The 20,100-nt window shown below is 46.0% G+C and carries 15 protein-coding genes; 2 read left to right on the top strand and 13 right to left on the bottom strand.

Annotated elements, in window-relative coordinates; all coding sequences use genetic code 11:
- Nucleotides 1-166 precede the first annotated feature (166 nt).
- Nucleotides 167-1,081 (top strand): AraC family transcriptional regulator, encoded by a 915-nt coding sequence (locus tag CF651_RS11150; RefSeq protein WP_094014932.1) that lies wholly within the window; start codon nt 167-169, stop codon nt 1,079-1,081.
- Between the two features lie 85 nt (nt 1,082-1,166).
- On the opposite strand, the gene CF651_RS32245 is transcribed toward CF651_RS11150, so the two are convergent.
- From CF651_RS32245 to CF651_RS11125, 4 genes are all read right to left on the bottom strand, one after another.
- Entirely contained in the window at nt 1,167-1,976 is an 810-nt protein-coding gene (locus tag CF651_RS32245) for an RICIN domain-containing protein (RefSeq protein WP_179232772.1), read from the bottom strand.
- 190 nt (nt 1,977-2,166) lie between these two features.
- A complete protein-coding gene (locus CF651_RS11135) occupies nt 2,167-3,399 on the bottom strand; it encodes a CynX/NimT family MFS transporter (protein WP_094014931.1) in 1,233 nt (410 codons plus the stop codon).
- Nucleotides 3,400-3,614: 215 nt separating this feature from the next.
- Nucleotides 3,615-4,175 carry a helix-turn-helix domain-containing protein gene (locus CF651_RS11130; protein WP_094014930.1) on the bottom strand — a complete coding sequence of 187 codons (561 nt, stop codon included), beginning with the start codon at nt 4,173-4,175 and terminating at the stop codon, nt 3,615-3,617.
- Between the two features lie 541 nt (nt 4,176-4,716).
- A complete protein-coding gene (locus CF651_RS11125) occupies nt 4,717-5,673 on the bottom strand; it encodes a 3'-5' exoribonuclease YhaM family protein (protein ID WP_094014929.1) in 957 nt (318 codons plus the stop codon).
- 194 nt (nt 5,674-5,867) lie between these two features.
- On the opposite strand from CF651_RS11125, the gene CF651_RS11120 reads away from it, so the two are divergent.
- Nucleotides 5,868-6,539, top strand: a complete 672-nt coding sequence (locus CF651_RS11120; protein WP_094014928.1) for an MBL fold metallo-hydrolase — start codon at nt 5,868-5,870, stop codon at nt 6,537-6,539.
- Nucleotides 6,540-6,605: 66 nt separating this feature from the next.
- Here the strand turns inward: CF651_RS11120 and CF651_RS11115 are convergent, their stop codons facing one another.
- The 9 genes from CF651_RS11115 to CF651_RS11075 form a co-directional block, all read right to left on the bottom strand.
- The gene (locus CF651_RS11115; RefSeq protein WP_094014927.1) at nt 6,606-7,097 is read right to left on the bottom strand and encodes a hypothetical protein; all 492 of its coding nucleotides are present in this window, start codon (nt 7,095-7,097) and stop codon (nt 6,606-6,608) included.
- A gap of 206 nt (nt 7,098-7,303) precedes the next feature.
- Entirely contained in the window at nt 7,304-8,758 is a 1,455-nt protein-coding gene (gene katA, locus CF651_RS11110) for a catalase KatA (RefSeq protein WP_094014926.1), read from the bottom strand.
- A 269-nt stretch (nt 8,759-9,027) separates the two neighbouring features.
- A complete protein-coding gene (locus CF651_RS11105) occupies nt 9,028-12,018 on the bottom strand; it encodes a hypothetical protein (RefSeq protein WP_094014925.1) in 2,991 nt (996 codons plus the stop codon).
- Between the two features lie 53 nt (nt 12,019-12,071).
- A complete protein-coding gene (glmU, locus tag CF651_RS11100) occupies nt 12,072-13,250 on the bottom strand; it encodes a bifunctional UDP-N-acetylglucosamine diphosphorylase/glucosamine-1-phosphate N-acetyltransferase GlmU (protein ID WP_245855838.1) in 1,179 nt (392 codons plus the stop codon).
- 88 nt (nt 13,251-13,338) lie between these two features.
- Nucleotides 13,339-15,171: a glutamine--fructose-6-phosphate transaminase (isomerizing) gene (gene glmS, locus CF651_RS11095; protein ID WP_094014924.1), complete on the bottom strand. Its 1,833-nt coding sequence runs from the start codon at nt 15,169-15,171 to the stop codon at nt 13,339-13,341.
- A gap of 49 nt (nt 15,172-15,220) precedes the next feature.
- On the bottom strand, nt 15,221-16,579 hold the full coding sequence (locus tag CF651_RS11090; protein ID WP_094014923.1) for a nucleotide sugar dehydrogenase: 1,359 nt from the start codon (nt 16,577-16,579) through the stop codon (nt 15,221-15,223).
- Between the two features lie 22 nt (nt 16,580-16,601).
- Nucleotides 16,602-17,387 (bottom strand): response regulator transcription factor, encoded by a 786-nt coding sequence (locus CF651_RS11085; RefSeq protein ID WP_245855836.1) that lies wholly within the window; start codon nt 17,385-17,387, stop codon nt 16,602-16,604.
- Nucleotides 17,388-17,441: 54 nt separating this feature from the next.
- Entirely contained in the window at nt 17,442-18,863 is a 1,422-nt protein-coding gene (locus tag CF651_RS11080; protein WP_094014922.1) for a glycosyltransferase family 2 protein, read from the bottom strand.
- A 21-nt stretch (nt 18,864-18,884) separates the two neighbouring features.
- A complete protein-coding gene (locus tag CF651_RS11075; RefSeq protein ID WP_094014921.1) occupies nt 18,885-19,895 on the bottom strand; it encodes a hypothetical protein in 1,011 nt (336 codons plus the stop codon).
- Nucleotides 19,896-20,100 lie beyond the last annotated feature (205 nt).

Raw genomic sequence — 20,100 nt, 5'->3', positions numbered from 1 at the left:
ACCCCTTCCTTCACGGTTGTCCGTTGTACGACCCCTAGCTCATGTTCATCCTAGCATGCACTGCTTACGGTTGACCATTGTCAAATCGATCAAAAATTTACCCAAATCGGGCTGAATCCGGTATACTGGATTCGAACGTATTATTTTGAGCAGAGGAGCATGTACTGTGTCCGCATCCTTCATCCCTCCCGCGCTGGGGCAAAGCTTGAACGAGATCATGCTGCCGGACGTGAAAACAACCGTGAATCTGTTCGGCATGCATCTTCGCCGCGTGGACGGCAGCTGGGATTATCCGGTTCACGAGCATCCCCAATATGAAATCAATTATTTGCTCGAAGGCGAGCAGCTCATGACCGTCAACGGCCGTGGTTACACACAGCAAGCCGGGGATTTAATGCTGCTCCGGCCAGGTGACGTCCACTCCAGCCGAAGCGGCAACGGCGAGCCTTTCACCTATTTCTGCATTCATTTCGACATTGACGATAAAATCTTCCTCTCCCTGTTGAGCCGGATGCAGCAAGTGCTGTTTGCAAACGCCAGCCCGGTCACCCGTCGGGTGCAGCCGGTCATGTCCAAGCTGATCGAAATTGCAGGACAGCCTGATAACAAGACGATGGCCCAGCGAATGCGGCTGCAATCGGCCATATTCGAGCTGTTCGGCCACCTCTGGGAAGCTATCTCCAATGAAGCCGAGCTGATCGCGTCCCCAGCCTATGAGAAAATGGAGCTGGCGCATCAGATCCAAACGCAGCTGCAGGCTCTCGTCACCCAGCAATTCAAGCAGGGCGTTGCCGTCGAGCAGCATTACGGCATCGACGACATCGCCTCCAAGCTCGGGATCAGCACCTCCCACTGCAACCGCGTGTTCCGGCACGTGTTCGGCCTATCGCCGCGCGTCTATTTATCCGAGCTGGTGCTGCATGAAGCCAAGCTGCTGCTTGCCAACCCCCGGCTGTCGGTGCAGCATATTGCGTCTATTCTCGGCTACAGGGACATCGCCCACTTCAGCCGCCAGTTCAAGCGCTGGTCGGGCTTGTCGCCGAGTGAATACCGCAGGGCGAACGGGGAATTCACAGGCTGAGCCTGCAGCCGCAGCATCAAGAAAAAAGGCCTATTCCGCTAGAAGGAATAGGCCATAATGACGGGATTGATCCAAGGAACCGGGATCAATTTACTTTTATAATGCTCCACAGCTGGTTCCAGCCGCCGTTGCTCGCCCATTGAACAATCTGGGCGCTGTCGGCCGTTGAAGATGCGGACACGTCCATGAGCTTGCAGCTGCCGACATTTTTAAGCTGATAATATCCGTTGCCTGCAGTAATCAACTGCCACTTCTGACTGCTCCACGCGTTGTAAGTCCATTGCTGAATATTCGCTCCGTCGGTAAGTGACCCCCCGGATACATTCAAGGCTTTGCCCGTACCGACATTCTTGATTTCGTAATACCCGCTGCCGATATCGATGAACTGCCATTTCTGGGTAGACCATGCGTTGTAACCCCACTGCTCGATGTTGGCTCCGTCCGTTGAAGCTCCACCTGTGACATTCAAGGCTTTCCCGCTGTTGCGATTCACGAGCTCATACGTGCCTGAAGCATACGGGAAGGTGCCGAAGGCATGAAGGGCGTCGGTGAATTTCAAAACGTTAGAAGATACGACAGCCGTTGCCCCTAACTGGTATGCATCAGGAAGAACAGCGGCGTTGCCCTCCGGTTCCCAATAAAATACGCCGAGTCCTTTGCCGTTCGGAACGGCTTTGACTGCATTTTGAACCGCTACTAGCATGTTGTAGGTGTTTGTAGGATCGTTCTCAAGCCCGCCTACTTCACAAACCATAACTTCTTTACCGTAGCGAGATCCCATATCATTCAAATTGCTGCTGAATGCCGCAATATTTTGCGTATAATCGACGCCATCCCAATAAGGATAATACGACATGCCAATCATAACGTACCCTTTAGTATAACAATGCATCATCTCTGCAGTCCCCGAAAGAGTTAATGCACAATGAGGACTGGGCAACTTGATAACTGTGAAACCTTGTGGCTGACATTAACCAAGGTAACTTGAGTTTGTTTGTTTCGGGCTATTTCAATGGTTGCATCGAGGAGATTGTTCGTTATTTCAGCTTTATCAATGGTCACCATAATTTTGTCAAACATATTTATCATCCTTTCCGTAGCAGCTCGTAACTATTTCGGCTACCTACAAAACGGTTTCTTGCTGCTCCTATACCGACTAAAAAGAGTAAGACCGCAGCGCCAAGCAGAATGAACAGTGGCAGGTTCCAACTATTTGTCGCATCATGCAGATATCCTATAAGAGCAGGACCGACTGCGGCAAAAAGATATCCGATCGATTGCGCCATGCCAGACAGTTTCGCTGCTTGATGTGCATTTTCAGTACGTAACCCGAAAAACATCATGGATAAACTAAAGGCGAAGCCTCCACCAATTCCGAGCATGATGATCCACAACAGAATCATATTGGAGCTTCCGTAAAGAAGTCCAATCGTTCCCGTCAAAAGCAAAATGGTTGTAATGACCACTAACAACCGTTGGCTAGACATGCGCCCAGCAATAACGGGGACAATAAAGGCAAATGGAAGCATAACTAACTGCATGATCGAGAGGTACCACCCTGATTGGTTTGGATCAATTCCTTGCTGCTTTAAAATTTCAGGCAACCATGCGATCAACACATAGAAAACCATGGACTGTATACCCATAAACAAGGTTACTTGCCAAGCAATAGGGGATTGCCAAACATTCACATCGTTGCTGGCCTTTACTTGACTCGCCGTGGTTGTTTGCTTCGTTTGATTTCTTAATTGGGGTAACCAACAGAGGATCGATACAAAGCTAAGAATCCCCCATACTCCCAATGCTCCCTGCCATTTTAGACCTGCGTTCACGGCTAGAGGCACACTGATTCCCGATGCGATTGCTCCACATAAACTCATTGAAATAGAGTAAACACCTGTCATGGAGCCAATTTTATTTGGGAAATCCCTTTTGATTATACTTGGCAATAATACATTACATACGGCAATTGCGAATCCAAGAATTGCTGTCCCAATAAACAGATTAGCTACGCCAGATAAAGAACGTATTACAATACCCAAAGTCAGAAAGATTAAGGCAATCATTATAATACGTTCAACCCCATACCTTTGTCCTAATTTTGGTACTAAAGGCGATAATAAAGCAAAGGTAAGCAAGGGTACCGTTGTGATCAGGCCTGCTAATGTATTTGAAATATTAACGTCATCCCTTATTAGACTCACTAAAGGACTGACTGATGTTAAGGGAGTACGTAAATTAGCTGCAATAACAATAATGCCGAGAATGATCAGCCCTATAGAGGATGGTACGGCTTTATTATTTTGTTTGTTCGGCATTCTTAATTTCTCCTTCCTGAATTCTTACGTATTATTTGATTCCTGCTGATTGAAAAAAAACGGTACATCCGCGCGAATAAATAAAGTATATTATAGTATATAATTTTAATCAATAAGTATTTTATAATATACTTTTATTTATCTAAAAACAAAAAACAACTCTGAAATTCCCATCATGGAATTCAGAGTTGTTTTTATAAGTGGAATTTTCGACTTTAGAAATCGTACTTTAAGGATATATGGAGCACTGTTTCGCTATCCGTATGATTGGTATAAGAATGAGGACAATCTGCACGAAAACTGATCGTATCATATTGATTCAATGTAAAAACCTCTCCATTGACTTGAATTTCAATGGAACCAGTCATGACTGTCGCAATTTCAGTTGTATTGACATGGTGACCTTCAGGCTGATACGTGCTATTTGGCTGTAAGTAAGCCCGACACATTTCAATATCGTTACTTTTAAAGACTGGTTCAATGATCCAATTTTTTTGATCATTAGAAAACCGCAGTCCTTCACCTGCTCGATACAAACTAGCAGAGTCTTCTGATTTGAACAAAGCCAATATCGGTAAAGATATACCTTTTGAAATTTTCCATATAATCCCCAAAGTTGGATTTGTCTCGCCACGTTCGATATTCCCCAAAGTAAGTTTGCTTACGCCCGTTAGTTCCGATAAGTCGTCTAAGCTCATGCTTTTTTCTTTTCTGAACTTTTTCAAGGCAACACCGATTTGTAATACAATTTCTTTTGATTCATTGATTTCATCCATTAGATTCACCTCAACAAAAAACAGTTATAGCTAGTATATTATTTATCTAGATTCTTTTCCATACGAGTAGTATTTGATGGTGGACTACACTCCTATGAAAAAAATCTGCCCATTAGCGGAACGAGGCCGCTGACCGATCCACCGGCAGCCTCGTCATGTTGTGTTATTGAACTCTTGTACCCGCTAGCGTAATGAAAACTGGTTACTCATTAGCCAAGTTTAATAATTTTATCAAAGCAGTATGAATCTTTGTCATAGCCATTTATGCTCATAGAAAGCATGGGCATCGGTTCGCTTCATCCCGCTACATATCCCGCTGCTTTTGCATAATTTTCAGTGTTTGTTCCATAAGAAAACAACGTATCTTAACTTCCATTCCCTGCACCCGCCCACGTTAATAAAAATATCCACAAACGAGAGGATTTGAGAATCGATGAAGCAATCCTGCCCATTAGTTCAATAAAAAAAACGCTCCCCCGCCAGACACGGCGATGAGAGCGTCTTTTGTAAATAAACAATAAATAAGTTCAAGTCGGCCCTGCTACAGCTTCGTCCGGTAAATCGGTTTATTCTCCAGCCCCCGGATCAGAGGCGTCCAAGGCTCCGTCTCCGGTGTTGTATCGAGCGCATCCTCGACCATTTGCAGCTTCGCATCCAGTGAATCGATATGGTGCAGCGCCACGGCCTCTGCGGTCTGCGGCTGAACCGGACTTCCCCATTCTCCCAGGTTATGATGGGATAGCACCAAATGCTGCAGTCCGATGACCCGGTCGGAATCAAGGTCCATGCCGTAGGAGAGCGCCGCTTCCGTAATCCAGTTGGAGGCGAGCGAAATGTGGCCGAGCAGCTTGCCCTTGACGCTGTAATCGGACACGATGCCCAGCTGGGCAATCATTTCCTCCGGCTTCGCGATATCGTGAAGTATGATCCCTGCTTTGATCAGATCCGCATTCAGAAACGGCCGCTGCTTGCAAATAAATTCGCCTATCTCCAGCATCCGCACAATATGATAGGCCAGTCCGGCATAGTACGCATGATGGTGCGTCTTGGCAGCGGGGTAATGCATCAGCTTCTCTTCCACCTTCGTTACGCAAAAAGCGACGATCTTGCGGATGTCCTGATCCTCAATGCTGTCCATTACTTGCTTGATCGTAAATATCAAATCCACCGGGCGAATCGGAGCGGAGCGGATAAAGTCGGTCAAGGATACACCGTCCTCCGGCGTCGCCTTACGAATCCGGTTTATTTTGATCTGCAGCTTCTCGCGGTACGTATGAACGAGTCCCCGCACTTTGACCAGTCCCATCGGGAAAAAGGTTTCTTTGTCCGTCGGGCTGACATCCCAGTATTTTGCGGACATTTGCCCACTGGCGTCGCACAGGACGATATCGAAATAATCTTTGGGCGGGGAGCCGTTCGTCTGCTTCAGCTCCAGTTCTTTTAACAAATAAAAACCTACAAACTCATCCTGGTTCGTCAACATTTTGATTAAAGTCATAATATGAATCCTCCATAGGCCAACAAAAACAAAAAATATAGTTATCCCCCCAGTATAGCTTATGAAGGATGAAGAGAAAAGAGACTTGCCGTTATGACCGGCTGAGGGCGCAGGATTTGAACTTGTCCTCAGCAAGACTTACAATAAGTAAGAGAACTTTGTCTTTCATTTGAGAATGGAGGGAACGCGAACACATGAGCACAAACGCAGAAATTAAAGCTTTACGCTGGGAAATTCCTACAGGAGAACGTATCTTTGTCCTGCATCCGACAGTGCTAAGGGACGATAAGGATGTCATTCTCGTTGACACCGGGATTCCCGGCCAGCTTGAGCTGATCCGCATCTCCCTGGAGCAAGAGGGCGTATGGGACAAGCTGACGAAGATCATCATCACCCATCAGGATCTGGATCACATTGGTGGCCTGCCGGATCTGGCTGCAGCAGCCGAAGGCAAGGTCGAAGTGCTTGCCCATGAACTGACCAAGCCTTACATTTTGGGTGAGAAGCCTATTATGAAAAGAGGCATTGTCGTTCCTCCCTCCAAAGTCGACGTCACCCTACAGGATGGCGACACCCTTCCTTTCTGCGGCGGCATTCAAGTGATTTTCACTCCGGGCCATACCCCGGATCATATTAGCCTGTATCACCAACCGAGCAAGACTCTCATCTCGGGGGATGCCTTGACCTCCAACGAAGGCGTGCTGATGCCGCCGAACCCTGACTTCACACCGGACATGCCCGCTGCGCTTGAGTCCGTCCGCAAGCTGCAGCAGCTGGACATCGAGACGGTCATTACGTATCACGGCGGAGTCGTCACGGAACGGATCCAAGAGCGTCTTGCTGAGATTGCAGCCGGTTCGGCGTGAGGGCTAACACGATAAAAGGGATATCGGAGCGAGCGTTCCGGTATCCCTTATTTTTTCATGCTCATATCAATAGTACGTCACTTCGCAGCTCGAGCCGAGCGGGATCAGCTCCCTCAAGTAATGTGATATCCGTTCCTTGTCTGACGGGTGTACCCAAGTAATAGAGTGGAAGTCAAAATGGATCGTTGCTGTCGCCGCATCGTACTGGTTGAAGCTCATCCGGCCATAGGGAAACAGCTGATGGATGGAATCCATGATCATCGACGGGTCCAGCCCTTTATTCATGGCGGCCTTAAGGATGGAATCCGGCAGCCGTTCGACCTGCGGCACCTGATCCGGTTGAATCATATGATACGATTTGACCTGGAAGCAGGCGTAAGGATGCAAATAGTCCGATGCAAAATGCTGCAGGCTGCGGATTTCTTGCTCCGGTAATTGCAGGTCTTCATTCCAGGCATAGATGGTCGCTTTATTCGCACCGTTCGTATGGACTCGGACGTATCGTAAATGGGGAAAACGCTTCTTGATGAGCTGTTCGGATAATAATCGGGTCCTCATGGCAGTCACCTCGTTGTTCAGTTTGTCGAGACGGACCAATCACCGGATTTGTTAACGCTTTCAAATCATACTATTATATGAGGCCGACGCTGCGGTCAGCACCCGGAAATCGCCTATTTCCTAACTAAAAAACAAGGCAGCCATCCTTTACTTGGTACAAGGTAGCTGCCTTTTGCTTTTGCAAATGGTAAAATAAACGGCTGTTCTTATTGCTCTGGAACCGGCAAGCCCAGCCCCTCTGCAATGCGCCGTCCGTATTCGGGATCGGCTTTGTAGAAATGCCCGATTTGTCTCAGCTTGATCTCATCCTTCTCGACCGGCTGCATCGCACCGACGATCGTTTGAACGAGGCGGCTGCGCTCCTCCTCGCTTAGCAAACGGTACAAGTCGCCCGCCTGCGTGTAATGATCATCGCGATCATAAGCTACGCTGTCCGCTTGCCCTGACACCTCATACGCCGCAGGTTTGTTCTCGGGCGTCTCCGCCGGCCCTCCGAAGCTGTTCGGTTCATAGTAGACGGATCCCCCGCCGTTGTTATCGAACCTCATCTGTCCATCCCGCTGGTAATGGTTCACCTCGCTGCGCGCACGGTTAATCGGAAGCGCCTGGTGGTTCGCGCCTACACGGTAGCGGTGTGCGTCATGGTAGGCGAACAAGCGGCCTTGCAGCATTTTATCCGGAGAGACGTCGATGCCTGGGACCAGCGTGCCGGGGGAGAACGTCGCCTGCTCCACCTCGGCAAAATAGTTTTCCGGGTTGCGGTCCAGCACCATCCGGCCGACTTCAATTAACGGATAATCCTTTTGCGACCATACCTTGGTCACATCGAACGGATCGAACCGGTACGTGTTGGCATCCTCCAACGGCATGATCTGCACGCAGAGCTTCCACGACGGATAATTGCCCGACTGAATGGCGTTGAATAAATCCTCAGTATGGTAGTCCGGGTTATCTCCGGCGATTTGTGCCGCCACGTCCGGTGCCAGATTTTGAATGCCCTGCTCTGTTTTGAAATGGTATTTCACCCATACGCCGTCTCCCGCCGCATTCACCCATTTGAACGTATGACTGCCGAATCCGTGCATGTGCCGGAGTGTCGCCGGAATGCCCCGATCCGACATCAGGATCGTCACTTGATGAAGCGATTCGGGAGATAAGGACCAGAAATCCCATACCGCGTTCGGGTTTTTCAGGTGCGTCTGCGGATGACGCTTCTGCGTATGTATAAAGTCGGGGAACTTGATTGCATCCCGAATGAAGAACACCGGCGTATTGTTTCCTACCAGGTCATAGTTGCCTTCTTCTGTATAAAATTTCACGGCAAATCCCCGGGGATCGCGCACTGTATCCGCCGAACCATTCTCCCCCGCTACCGTCGAGAAGCGGACGAATAAAGGGGTTCGCTTACCGACCTCGGACAGGAAAGCTGCCTTCGTATACGGCGTCACATCGTTCGTCACTTCAAAATACCCATGTGCCCCCGCCCCTTTGGCATGCACCACGCGCTCGGGAACACGTTCCCGGTTGAAATGCGCCAGCTTTTCTAACAGATGCACATCTTGAATCAGCGTCGGGCCGCGCGCTCCGGCTGTCATCGAGTTCTGGTTGTCCCCGACAGGGGCCCCCCAGCTGGTCGTCAGCTTGTTTTTTTCCGTCGTCATGATGGAATCACCTCGTAAGATAGGATGTAGGAATCAGATATAAAGCGCTATCATGCCTGCTTCTCCTTTATGTTTATTCCATCCAGACGTGCTTCATTCTTAAAGCCATCACCTGACTGGAAAGAAATCACGGGGGCCGAGCAGATAGCGCTTAATCCAAGACGAAGCTTATCTCGCGCCGCGGCTTCCACTTATTGCCTCAATACGGAGCAATAAATGGAAGTCTGACAGCAGCAAGCCCTCGATTCTGCGGAATCAAGGGCTTACTGTTATTTCGGTTCGATATTGTAGTATCCTTCGTAAGCTTTACGAAGAATCTCGTAGCTTTGCTTTTTACGTTCATGGTATGCAGGTAGGTCCCATGGCTCCCATTGGTAAAAAAACGATTCCGATGGCGCGTTAGAAGGCTGCCCGTTCGATTCGACGAATGGTTCTATTCTCACACCTTCACTGGTCGTAGGGACCAATCCATGAGCAGCATAAGGATAGCTCCAAACCTGGTGACTGCTCGGGTCCGTGAAGCCTAAGAGCATCCAAGGAATGCGGATTTCCATAACTTTACCGGAAGCATACCAATCGGCTAACGAATTAAAAGCTGGGCTCTCCGGATCTGTTATCCCCTGTTTCATAGCCCCAACCTCATATTCCTCGAAATGGGCCGTTTTCTTGCTTACCGGTAAATACTGTTCTTTGTTCAGTGCAAGCTTCCAGGGTAAAAAAAGACCTAAGGTATCTTGATCATATCGAGTATCCCACGGCAGCATGTTCTTAATATGCCCATACAGCCATGTATGCTGATCGTAGGCGCTGTTCACAAAGAGATGGGTATTGTTTGCCCCCCGCATACTCAATAAAAACTCAATTCCGTTGGAGAACGTCATTCCCGGCGCCCGATCCGCGATCTGACTTCCCCCTTTCAAGGTATCCAAGCCGATTTCAATGTTATCTTGTGCTAAATCCCAATCCCCTTCCCGCTTCCTTAGCATCATATACAGATAGGCTTCATCGTGAGACACCGTGAGATCAAAGTTAGCATACGATTGTTTGACCTTGGGCTGTCTCTTCTCCCAATCGATAGTATTCCCGTCTAATTTAATTGTGTCTTTGTCGGAATTCCCCGCTTCAACGGCAATGACTCCAAAGTTCTCTTCATTGGTTAACCGATTCCGCCACATGGCCCGACGTTCCCAAGGCAGCTCAAGGTCCAACGTGTTCCATGTATATTTGAACCATTCATCCTGCCAAGCAAACAGAATAGCCCCATCGTACCCTTCATCATAGATGCTTCGAAGCATGTCTGCATCCATTTGACCTTGTTCCGATTCGGTATGCATCCCCTGATTCATACCGTTTGCGCCATAATGGGTAATTCCGCGCGAGCTTGGAACGCCAAACTCTGCTACAAAAATCGGCATGCCCTTATGATGAGCGCGCAAATCGTGCAAATAACCCGCATACGGGTTTATTTTTCCACTACGGTCATGATAAGATTGGTATTTATCTTCATATCTCATAAAATCAGGATAATAAGGGTAAACATGATAGGATGCGAAATATCCTGCGGTCCAAGCCGATGTTGCTCTTAAATTCATCGGATCCACGGATACCATATCTTCTCGTTTAAGCGGCTCATTCGGGTGCGATAGCGGATCCGTAGTTAACCAATTCGTAAACGACACAGGATGCTGCCAGCCATACTTCATTTCCTCCTGCGCTAAAACATCCAGCATGGAGGCAAGCCAGCTTTCAAATGGAGAAGCATTTTCCTTGGCCGAGATATATTCCCCGTCATATGGCGGCATTGTCTTATGCTCCAAATTGGTAACCTGTACAGCATCAGGATACCACTCCGTCCCCATGGTCCATCCTAACACATATTGTGAAACATCGGTGCGGTATTCACCGCTCGCATGACCGGTTCGTTCAGGAAGATTCGCATCTCCATGAATGACTCGAACGGCATCTTGGATCTCACTTGTAAATTCGTTAGTAATTTCAGGTGTATAGGCATCTCTTCCCAATTGATCATCCCCAGCCATTGCCTCGTCCGGAGCCCATATTCCTTGCAAAATGTACAAGGGTTTATCCGTGCTCTGATTAAACCTATTTAGAGTTTCGTAAAAAACAGGCGGCAGGATCGTATAGATGCGAATCACTTTGATATTCATTTCCTGCATCTGTGAAAACCATCTCAGATAATCCATACGGGAAGGGGAAAGCTCACCCGGAAAGTGTCCTGGCGTTGTGGCCCCTAGGTTGATGCCCGGCCAAAACGTCGACTTCCATGACGTCCCATCATAAAGGTCAAGATGCTCGCCGTTTACCTTGACGATTTCTTTGATCCCATTGGCTTCAAAAATGGGCATAGCTTTGGCCGGTTGGTTTGACAACGAAGACGGAATATCATATTGGGCCAATTCCCGCCAACTTTCGTAATCGTGGATGGCAATTCCCGCAAAAAGCGAATTCGTCCCCAACTTATCCTGCAGAATGGAAAGCTGACGCTTCATTTCGTCAAGCCCTTCTTCTTGGAAGGTTGTTCCGACCCCTTCCGAGCTTTTTAGCAGGTTAACGCCTACTACAACTTTCTTCCCTTTCGCACGGGCATCGTTGAAAATAGGTTGAATGATCTCCAATATGGAATTCGTTCCTTCAGCTTTATCCCGGTAAGACATCAACGTTACATGATCCAGTCTGTTGATAATCCAATCGTTAAGGCTTTCCGACGATCCCGGAATCGTAATATCATGAATCCAGAACGGAACATCCCCGCTAACCTTGAGCTTTCGATCCTTCCTGGATTCCGAAACAAAAAGCTCCATATTCGTCATCCACTGCTTGATGATCTTGTCTTTATTATCGTTCCAATCCGCTAAGGCATAAAACTCGATATCCGCATGAATTCCATGGAACCGTTCCTCTTCCTTTACCGATTGGTTATAGTCATGCACCCAGCTCACATAATCCTTGATACTATTTTGATTTTCGGCTAGCGACCACAGAGGATCACCGGCAAGCGCATCCACTTGGATGCCGGCAGCATTTGCTTCCTTAATAAACGAGCTATACGCTTCCCGTTTAACCGTTTTTTGATCGATATGCAAATAAATAAGGTTTATTCCGTTTTGTTTCGTGAAGGAAATGATGTCGTCTTTTTCTTTGGCAATCCGTTCAGCATTCCATATCCAGGTTGCTTTATACGCAGGTACCGTCCTTAACTTATAAACAAATAACAAGACGGCTACTGCAACCAGAAGCAATGCGACAATTGCAACCTTTCTTCTATTGAATGTGTTCCTTCGTGTTGTCGAATTTAACGTATAGATAAGAGACCCTCCAATTGGTTACCCATAACCATGTCCGATTGACGAATAGTGCTCCTCATACTACGGGTATATTGAATCGTCACTTTACTCTCCACTTGACAATCCAGCAGATCGGCAGCGGGTCCAACCACACAGCCTTCACCAATGCAAGTGTTCCCTCGAAGGAACGTTCCAGGGTGAATCACGGTGTCCGCTCCAATGACAACATCCGCATCAATATAGGTCGACTCAGGGTCGATAATGGTAACCCCGTTTCTCATATGTTTTTCATTGATTCTGGCACGGAGAAGCTTTTCAACTGTCGCTAGCTGCATCCTATCGTTTACTCCCATTCCTTCTTCCACAGCAGGGGTCGGATAAGCGAAAACGGAAAGGCCTTCTTTTCTCATCATTTCGATGACATCTGGCAAATAATACTCTCCTTGTGCATTGTCATTCTTCACTTGACTTAGAGCTTGAAATAAGGCTTTGTTGTCAAAGCAAAAAATTCCCGTGCTAATCTCTGAAACTTCTTTCTCCGCCTCGGTTGCATCTTTATGCTCCACAATACGTTCTACAAAACCATCGGAATGACGGATAATTCTTCCGTATCCCGTAGGATCAGCTAATACCGCAGTCAATACTATTGCTGCTGCTTGGCTTTTTTCCTGCTGTTCCATTAGCTTTTCAAGTGTTTCCTCTCTTACCAGCGGAGTATCTCCACTGATTATGATCGTTGTGCCCGTTTTATCCTGTAATATGTCCCTGCTCATCAAAACAGCGTGAGCGGTTCCCAATTGTTCCTCCTGCAAGGCATATTGGACCGATGTTCCCAGCTGTTCCTTCACACTCTCGGCGTCGTGCCCTACTATAACAACAATCTCGCCGGTAACGAGGCCTTTCAAGCTATCGATAACATGCTGAACCATCGGTTTACCGCAAACCGCATGTAATATCTTATGCTGTTTCGATTTCATTCGGGTTCCTTTTCCCGCTGCCAACACAATCGCGTAACGCTGCCTCATACTTCCTCCATATTCCGGATAATAGGGCTTTAACCTAGCCGCAATACCTTGAATAATCTCTTTCATTCCCAAGGTTTTAATCGTTTGTGCCCTCTCGCAAGCTTCCAGCAATATATCCAACATTATTTTTTGATCTAAACAATTCCCGGCAGATTTTATCATAGAGAATTCCCTCTCCTAAATAAAAATTCGTCAAGAATTCCGCTGCATTAACCATCTGCTGAACGGAATTCTTGACCCTAACGATTACTTACTCTACCGTGACGCTTTTGGCAAGGTTGCGTGGCTTATCAACATCATTGCCAAGGGCTAGTGATGTGTAATAGGAAATGAGCTGTAAAGGAATGACGGATAAAACAGGTGTGAACAAAGCCATCGCGCTGGGAATTAAGCATACATCATCAACGTTTCTGTGCAATTCAATATTTTCTTCCAATGTAACCCCCAGTACATGAGCGCCACGGGCCTTTACTTCTTTAATATTGCTGGCCATTTTCTCATACAGCTCCGTTTGGGTGGCTAATGCAATGACAGGCGTTCCTTCTTCAATCAAAGCAAGGGTTCCATGCTTTAATTCGCCCGCTGCATAGGCTTCGGAGTGAATATAAGAAATTTCCTTCAGCTTTAGCGAGCCCTCCAGCGCAACGGCGTAATCAATGCCACGTCCGATAAAGAACAAGCTGGAATGACCCTTGATCGCCTCAGCATACATCCGAATATCGTTAGCATGCTGGAGCACGACTTCCGTTTGTTCAGGCAATTTGCAGAGTGCCTCAATCATTACCTTGCGCTCTTCCTCCGGGATCGTTTCTTTTACTTGAGCGAGGTAAATTCCGAATAAATAGAAGGCAATTAACTGGGATGTATAGGCTTTGGTAGAGGCAACGGCAATTTCCGGCCCCGCTACGGTTGCAATGACTTCATCAGCATCGCGGGCGATGGAGCTTCCCGGCACATTGGTAATGGCTAAGACCTTAGCGCCAAGACGTTGGCTCTCCCGCAAAGCTGCCAGAGTATCCGCCGTTTCACCGGACTGACTAACCACGATAACCAAAGTTTTATCCGTCACGATCGGACGGCGGTATCTAAACTCAGAAGCGACATCCACTTCCACCGGAATCCGGGTCAGCTCTTCGATCACATGCTTTCCGACCAATCCGGCATGGTATGCGGTACCGCATGCAATAATGAAGATTTTGTCCAGCCTATGGATTTGTTCTGAACTCAATTGCAAGCCTTCAAAAACAATATTTTTACCGGCGCTGTCAATACGGTTCAATATCGTTTTGCGAAAAGCATTCGGCTGCTCATAAATTTCCTTCAGCATAAAATGCTCGAAGCCGTCTTTTTCCGTTTGCTCCATATCCCAATCTACCCGAAAAATATTGCGCTGGACCGTTTCCAGTGTTTCAATCTTCATCAAAGTCACATCGTTTTTTGTAATGACCGCTAGCTCTCCATCCTCTAAGATATAAATATCACGAGTATATTCGAGCACAGCAGAAATGTCCGAGCCGATGAAGTTTTCTTCTTCTCCAAGTCCGATAATGAGCGGACTCGCATAACGAACGGCAACCAGCCTGTCCGGTTCATACTCTGTAATCACTCCGAGAGCATAAGCTCCGCGCATTTTTGACGCAGCTTTCTGAATCGTAGAAACAATATCGCCATCATATAAAGAGGAAAGCAAGTGAACGATGACCTCCGTGTCCGTTTCCGAGACAAAGGTGACTCCTTCCTCCTGAAGCTCTTGCTTAAGATCGAGATAATTCTCAATAATTCCGTTATGTACTACGGAAAATTTCCCTGTTTCATCCGTATGAGGATGTGAATTAACGTCAGAGGGGCGTCCATGTGTTGCCCAGCGTGTATGACCAATGCCTAAAGAGCCAAGCACCGGCGATTGCTCCAACCGCTCCTCCAGAACAGCAATGCGCCCTTTAGACTTGGACACCTGGACCTTCTCTCCGTCATAAACCGCGATTCCAGCGGAATCATAACCACGGTATTCAAGCTTCTTCAAGCCATTAGTTAAAACCTGTTGAGCTTGACCTTTTCCAATATACCCTACTATTCCGCACATCGAACTCTCTCCCCCATGAAGTAAATTTGAATAAGCTGCCCATCCGCAGTTATGCCAAAAGAAGCAATTCTTGTTCTTCCGGCAATATGACGGATGTCCCAAGCTGGTAGATATGAGGTGCATCAATGCCTTCGAAGGCATTTCGGGTATCAACAATGGCTACGCCTAAATCGGCAAATTCCTGATAATCAAAGCTTTTGTGACCCGTCACGAGCACAAAGCAATCATAGCTCCGCATCTTCTCCAAATCATACGCAATGGATTGAACCGTATTCCCGTATTTATCAACAAAGCTTTGTGCATGCGGATCAAAGTAATCGACACGCGCTCCTCTTTCTTTAAACAACTCGTAGATGTGCAAGCCCGGGGACTCACGCAAATCATCAATATCCGATTTGTAGGCCATACCTAGAATGAGTATGTTTGATCTTCTGATCGATTTGGCATATATATTAAGAACCTGAGACGTTTTGCTGATGACGTAATCCGGCATATTGTCATTAATCGACTGAGCCAGCTCGATAAATTGACTATGAAAGCGAAAGCCTTTGGCTTTCCAGGATAAATACATCGGATCCAGAGGGATGCAGTGTCCGCCAATACCCGGTCCAGGAGAAAATGGCATATACCCAAACGGTTTCGTAGAAGCGGCTTTGATAACCTCCCAAATATTAATCCCCATCTTATCGCACATCATGGCCATTTCATTGATGAACGCAATGTTAACGCTCCGGAATGTGTTTTCAAGCAGTTTAGACATTTCAGCTACTTTGGGGGAAGAGACGGTAACTACGGTTTTTACCGTATTTCCGTATAAAAGCGAGCCCAGCTCCGCGCACTTCGGCGTCGTGCCACCGATGACTTTAGGTGTATTGTATGTATTAAAGGAACGATTCCCCGGATCGACACGCTCGGGAGAAAAGCAGAGGAAGAAGTCTTCTCCAACCTTTAAACCGACCTTTTCAAATTCCCATTGAATCAGCTCTTCCGTTGTACCGGGATAAGTCGTGCTCTCCAGTGTAATCAGCATACTTTTTTTCATGTGCTTTTTGATCATACTTACGACGCTGGTAATATAAGAAGTATCCGGATCCTGATTTTCACTGAGCGGTGTCGGTACACAAATACTGATTGCATGCAGATCCTCAAGTGCCGCATAATCTGCTGTCGGAAAAAACCGTTCTGATTCAATGCTCGATTGAATCACTTCATCCGGTACATCCTGAATATAGGACTTGGCTGCTTTCAAGGTTTCGATTTTGCGGACATCCAAATCAATGCCTACCACGGTAAAGCCGCTTTTCACCATCTCCATAGCAAGCGGAAGACCCACATACCCAAGTCCGATTACCCCGACTTTTGCTGTTTTCGATACAATGAGTTGTTTCAAATTAGAATAATTTTTCATAATTACATTTCTCCTTTATATATTAGTTTGTTTGAAACAATCTTTTAAGGCGAGCTTCCAACTCAATAGGAGAAAAAGGTTTTGTCATATAATCAGAGACGCCCATTTCAAACGATCTTTTGATGTCGTCTTCCAATCGTTTATCCGTTAGCACCATCATTTTACTGCTTTTATTGTGTTCACTCTGTTTGATCGTATGAATAAGGTGATACCCGTCTACGATCGGTAAACTTAACTCCGAAATAACCAAGTCCGGCTTAAGCTCCATGTATTTTTGTATTCCATCCCTGCCGTTGCTGGCGAAATGAACGGTGTAGCCTTTTTGGTACAAATAAATCCCTAAAAACTCATTCACCGTTTCATCATCACTTACCACCAATATATGATTCTGTTCCTTTGAGGCCTGAGCTTCAAAATTGCTGATACGAATTTCGCCTGATTTTCCTTTATCTTTACTCATCTTATCCTGCATCTCTTTTAATATCTGTACAGCCGAATTTCCGTTTTCGGGGAAGCTGGCGATTAAGATTTGTCCATCCAAAAGATTGCGTTCCTGCAGATAGTCTTTAACAATAAGAGACTGATAATGAGTAAAGCTTAGATTTCGATCGGCCAATAAAATTGCCAAAACTCCAGTTTCATGATCGTAATAATATTGTGAAACTAACTGCGATCCCCCCTTTCCAAAGTAAGCCTTCATTTCCTGCAAGTGATTGTCATTGATCTCCTTGGATCCGGCAAGAATGATCCCGCAAGATAATTGATTCACCTTATAGTAGGTGAGAAACAGCTCAAACGCATCCTGCAACTTTTGAGACTGCTTTTTATCGATAGTATCGATGGTATTAATATAGCTTCCTCCCTATGCAGTCGTTTTTTTATCATTGCTAAAGCTGGTTCTCGTCATCGTTCCCCAAGTATTATTGTTTCTGAAAAACTCAATGTGCCCTAAGAATCTCCAGATCACCCCCAGTTGTTGATACCCTAAGAACATAAATACAATAAAGAAAATCATCTTGAACACATCTCTAATTCTCGGATAACGTCTAAACGCTATCTCTTCCAGCAGCAAGGACCCGACTCCAAGAAGTACTCCATAGAGAAGGTTCAATAAACTAAAGATCACCAGGACATGCCAATTGGCTAAATCTAATAAGACGTAACCGACCAAGGCCAAAAACCCGGTAAACCTGAAATACGGATTCAACGTTTCAAAGATAATGTTATAAGGAATCGTTAACAGCCCTATGATTTTATACTTTGGACGGAAAACCAAATGTATCCCGTACTCAATCATATTTTTCAGATTTCCCCGTCCCCAACGCTTTCGTTGGCTGCCAAGTATTCGCAGTGAATCAGGGGCCTGCGTCCAGCAAACGGCATCAGGGCAATAGGCAACACGGTAAGGCAATTTACGTTCCAGCATATACTTATGAAGCTTAATAATAATGTTCATATCTTCTCCGGGATATCCGCCACGATACCCGCCTGCTTTAATAACATAATCCTTACGGAATACGCCAAAAGCTCCCGATACAATAATTAATCCATTGATGGAGCTCCAGCCAATTCTCCCTCCCAAAAATGCCTTTAAATACTCGACAGTTTGAAACATCGGAAGCATTTTATCGGGCAAATGAACCTTCTTAACAATTCCGTCTTCGATCTCGCAGCCATTGGCGATTCGAACAATTCCACCAATAGCTACCGTTTCACCGGGATTTTCCATATATACCTTAGCGATACGAATGAGAGCGTCTTTCTCTAACAGAGAATCAGCATCAATCGAAGCAATTAATGGATAATGGGATAGATTAATGCCGGCATTCAGCGAATCAGCCTTACCCCCATTATTCTTATCGATTAAGTAGAGATTTGGGTAGTGAGGGTTGTGGTAAATTGCTCTAACGGCTGCAGTTTCCAAATACTTATTTCTCAATTTACGATCGGAGGGCTTGAGCCCAAATTCATGAATCAGAATATCTACTGTGGCATCCTTCGATCCGTCATTAATGACGATAACCTCATACTTGGGGTAATTGAGGGCAAGCAATGAACGAACATTCTCGATAATGGTCAATTCTTCGTTATACGCCGGAACAAGAATGGATATTGGCGGAACATATTCTGAGCCGGATAATGTCTTAAACCTTGAATAAGCACTGTTTTTTACAATCGAGTACATTTTCTTGAATGAGAACAACAAAATTGTTAAATAAAGACTATTAATGAATACTACGTAGTAGATAACAAATATCCCATAACCTAATAAGATATCTCTCATGACTTCTCCCTTCAATTAAGGTTACACGGCCTTGGTGTAGTGCTCGTTCCGAGATAATCTTGGGCTCAAATGCTGTTGGCGATTGTTAAGGAACAGCCTGTCTATCTCCGACAGATGATTGTCATCTCCTCTCATTTCATGTTCCTGGTCAATGGCATAACAGTTATCGTTGTATAATAGCTTCCCCGCTTTGATTCGTATTTCCTTATTTCCGGATTCCGTCAAACGATATAGTATAGGAGCCAGACTTGGAATAACGTAAGGGGGAAGTCCTACCAGCGCTATGCTGACTAAATCATGGTCTTCATTATCAAGGAACTCCACTATCAACGGGGTACAATCCATCTCCGATTCCTTAATGATATCAACAACCAGCTCGTGGAAGCTTTTTCGATATCTCACGAGAAGCTGCGCCATTTCCCTCAAGTGTTCTAATTTGTCAGCACATTTGGCAATGGAACGGGCAGTGATAAAAACGCTTGGATTATACTTGCTACGCTCCAGCATTTTCATAAGCTCCAAGATGGCCTGCTCTGACCTCATCCCCCCCAAATTATAGATGGCATCGATTCTTATCCATGGCAGCGGACTTTGCAGACGTATTAAATCATCTCTAACCAATTGCATGTCTTCGCACAGCTTAATTAATTTCCGGCGATGCGTTCCCTTAAGACATTCGATCAACTCGATCAGTTTTTTTTGCACAGCATGCCGTTCATGTTGATTTAGCCGATAATGCGGCAGCTTTAATTTTTCCTCGCTATCGATATGTGTTTGCAAGTATATAAAGTAATCTTGAAGCTTGTTTTGGCACTCATTCGCTTTTTCTTCCATCCGTTTCTTTCTTACTTTAAGAACAAGTATAGATGTCAAACAGATTGAAATTATTGTGAGAATAACGTAGATAATTCCGATTGCTACAGACAAGTGGGCAATCAAACTTAACCTCTCCCTCCGGATCTTCTCCCTGTATCTATTTACTTGCGTCACTTGCGTTACTTGCGTTTTGCAATAAATCGCTGCATTTCTCATCTCCCTTTTCCCTCTTGAGCGAGTTCTACCAGCATGCGGTTCAAACCTCAGGATTGATTTCCCATTTAGTGATAAAAATGTTAAGATAATGGCTCAGGAATGCCCTATCTTATCGCCATGAAGAGAAAAAATTCGAGCTTATTTTACATTGTTCCTTTTAGGGAACGATTCTGTTTCAATTATATGGCAGCCTCTTTGATATTTG

The organism is Paenibacillus rigui (assembly GCF_002234615.1).
In the GTDB taxonomy this organism is placed as follows: Bacteria; Bacillota; Bacilli; order Paenibacillales; family NBRC-103111; genus Paenibacillus_S; species Paenibacillus_S rigui.
Note: the sequence above shows the minus strand (reverse complement) of the source record. Positions and strands in the feature narration are given on the sequence as shown.

Bases quoted from the DNA above. Each gene is read 5' to 3' on its own strand.
- CF651_RS11075 (WP_094014921.1), bottom strand. From the start codon at position 19,895: ATGAGAAATGCAGCGATTTATTGCAAAACGCAAGTAACGCAAGTGACG.
- CF651_RS11120 (WP_094014928.1), top strand. From the start codon at position 5,868: ATGAGCACAAACGCAGAAATTAAAGCTTTACGCTGGGAAATTCCTACA.
- CF651_RS11115 (WP_094014927.1), bottom strand. From the start codon at position 7,097: ATGAGGACCCGATTATTATCCGAACAGCTCATCAAGAAGCGTTTTCCC.
- CF651_RS11135 (WP_094014931.1), bottom strand. From the start codon at position 3,399: ATGCCGAACAAACAAAATAATAAAGCCGTACCATCCTCTATAGGGCTG.
- CF651_RS32245 (WP_179232772.1), bottom strand. From the start codon at position 1,976: ATGATGCATTGTTATACTAAAGGGTACGTTATGATTGGCATGTCGTAT.
- CF651_RS11125 (WP_094014929.1), bottom strand. From the start codon at position 5,673: ATGACTTTAATCAAAATGTTGACGAACCAGGATGAGTTTGTAGGTTTT.
- glmS (WP_094014924.1), bottom strand. From the start codon at position 15,171: ATGTGCGGAATAGTAGGGTATATTGGAAAAGGTCAAGCTCAACAGGTT.
- CF651_RS11080 (WP_094014922.1), bottom strand. From the start codon at position 18,863: ATGAGAGATATCTTATTAGGTTATGGGATATTTGTTATCTACTACGTA.
- CF651_RS11090 (WP_094014923.1), bottom strand. From the start codon at position 16,579: ATGAAAAATTATTCTAATTTGAAACAACTCATTGTATCGAAAACAGCA.
- glmU (WP_245855838.1), bottom strand. From the start codon at position 13,250: ATGATAAAATCTGCCGGGAATTGTTTAGATCAAAAAATAATGTTGGAT.
- katA (WP_094014926.1), bottom strand. From the start codon at position 8,758: ATGACGACGGAAAAAAACAAGCTGACGACCAGCTGGGGGGCCCCTGTC.
- CF651_RS11130 (WP_094014930.1), bottom strand. From the start codon at position 4,175: ATGGATGAAATCAATGAATCAAAAGAAATTGTATTACAAATCGGTGTT.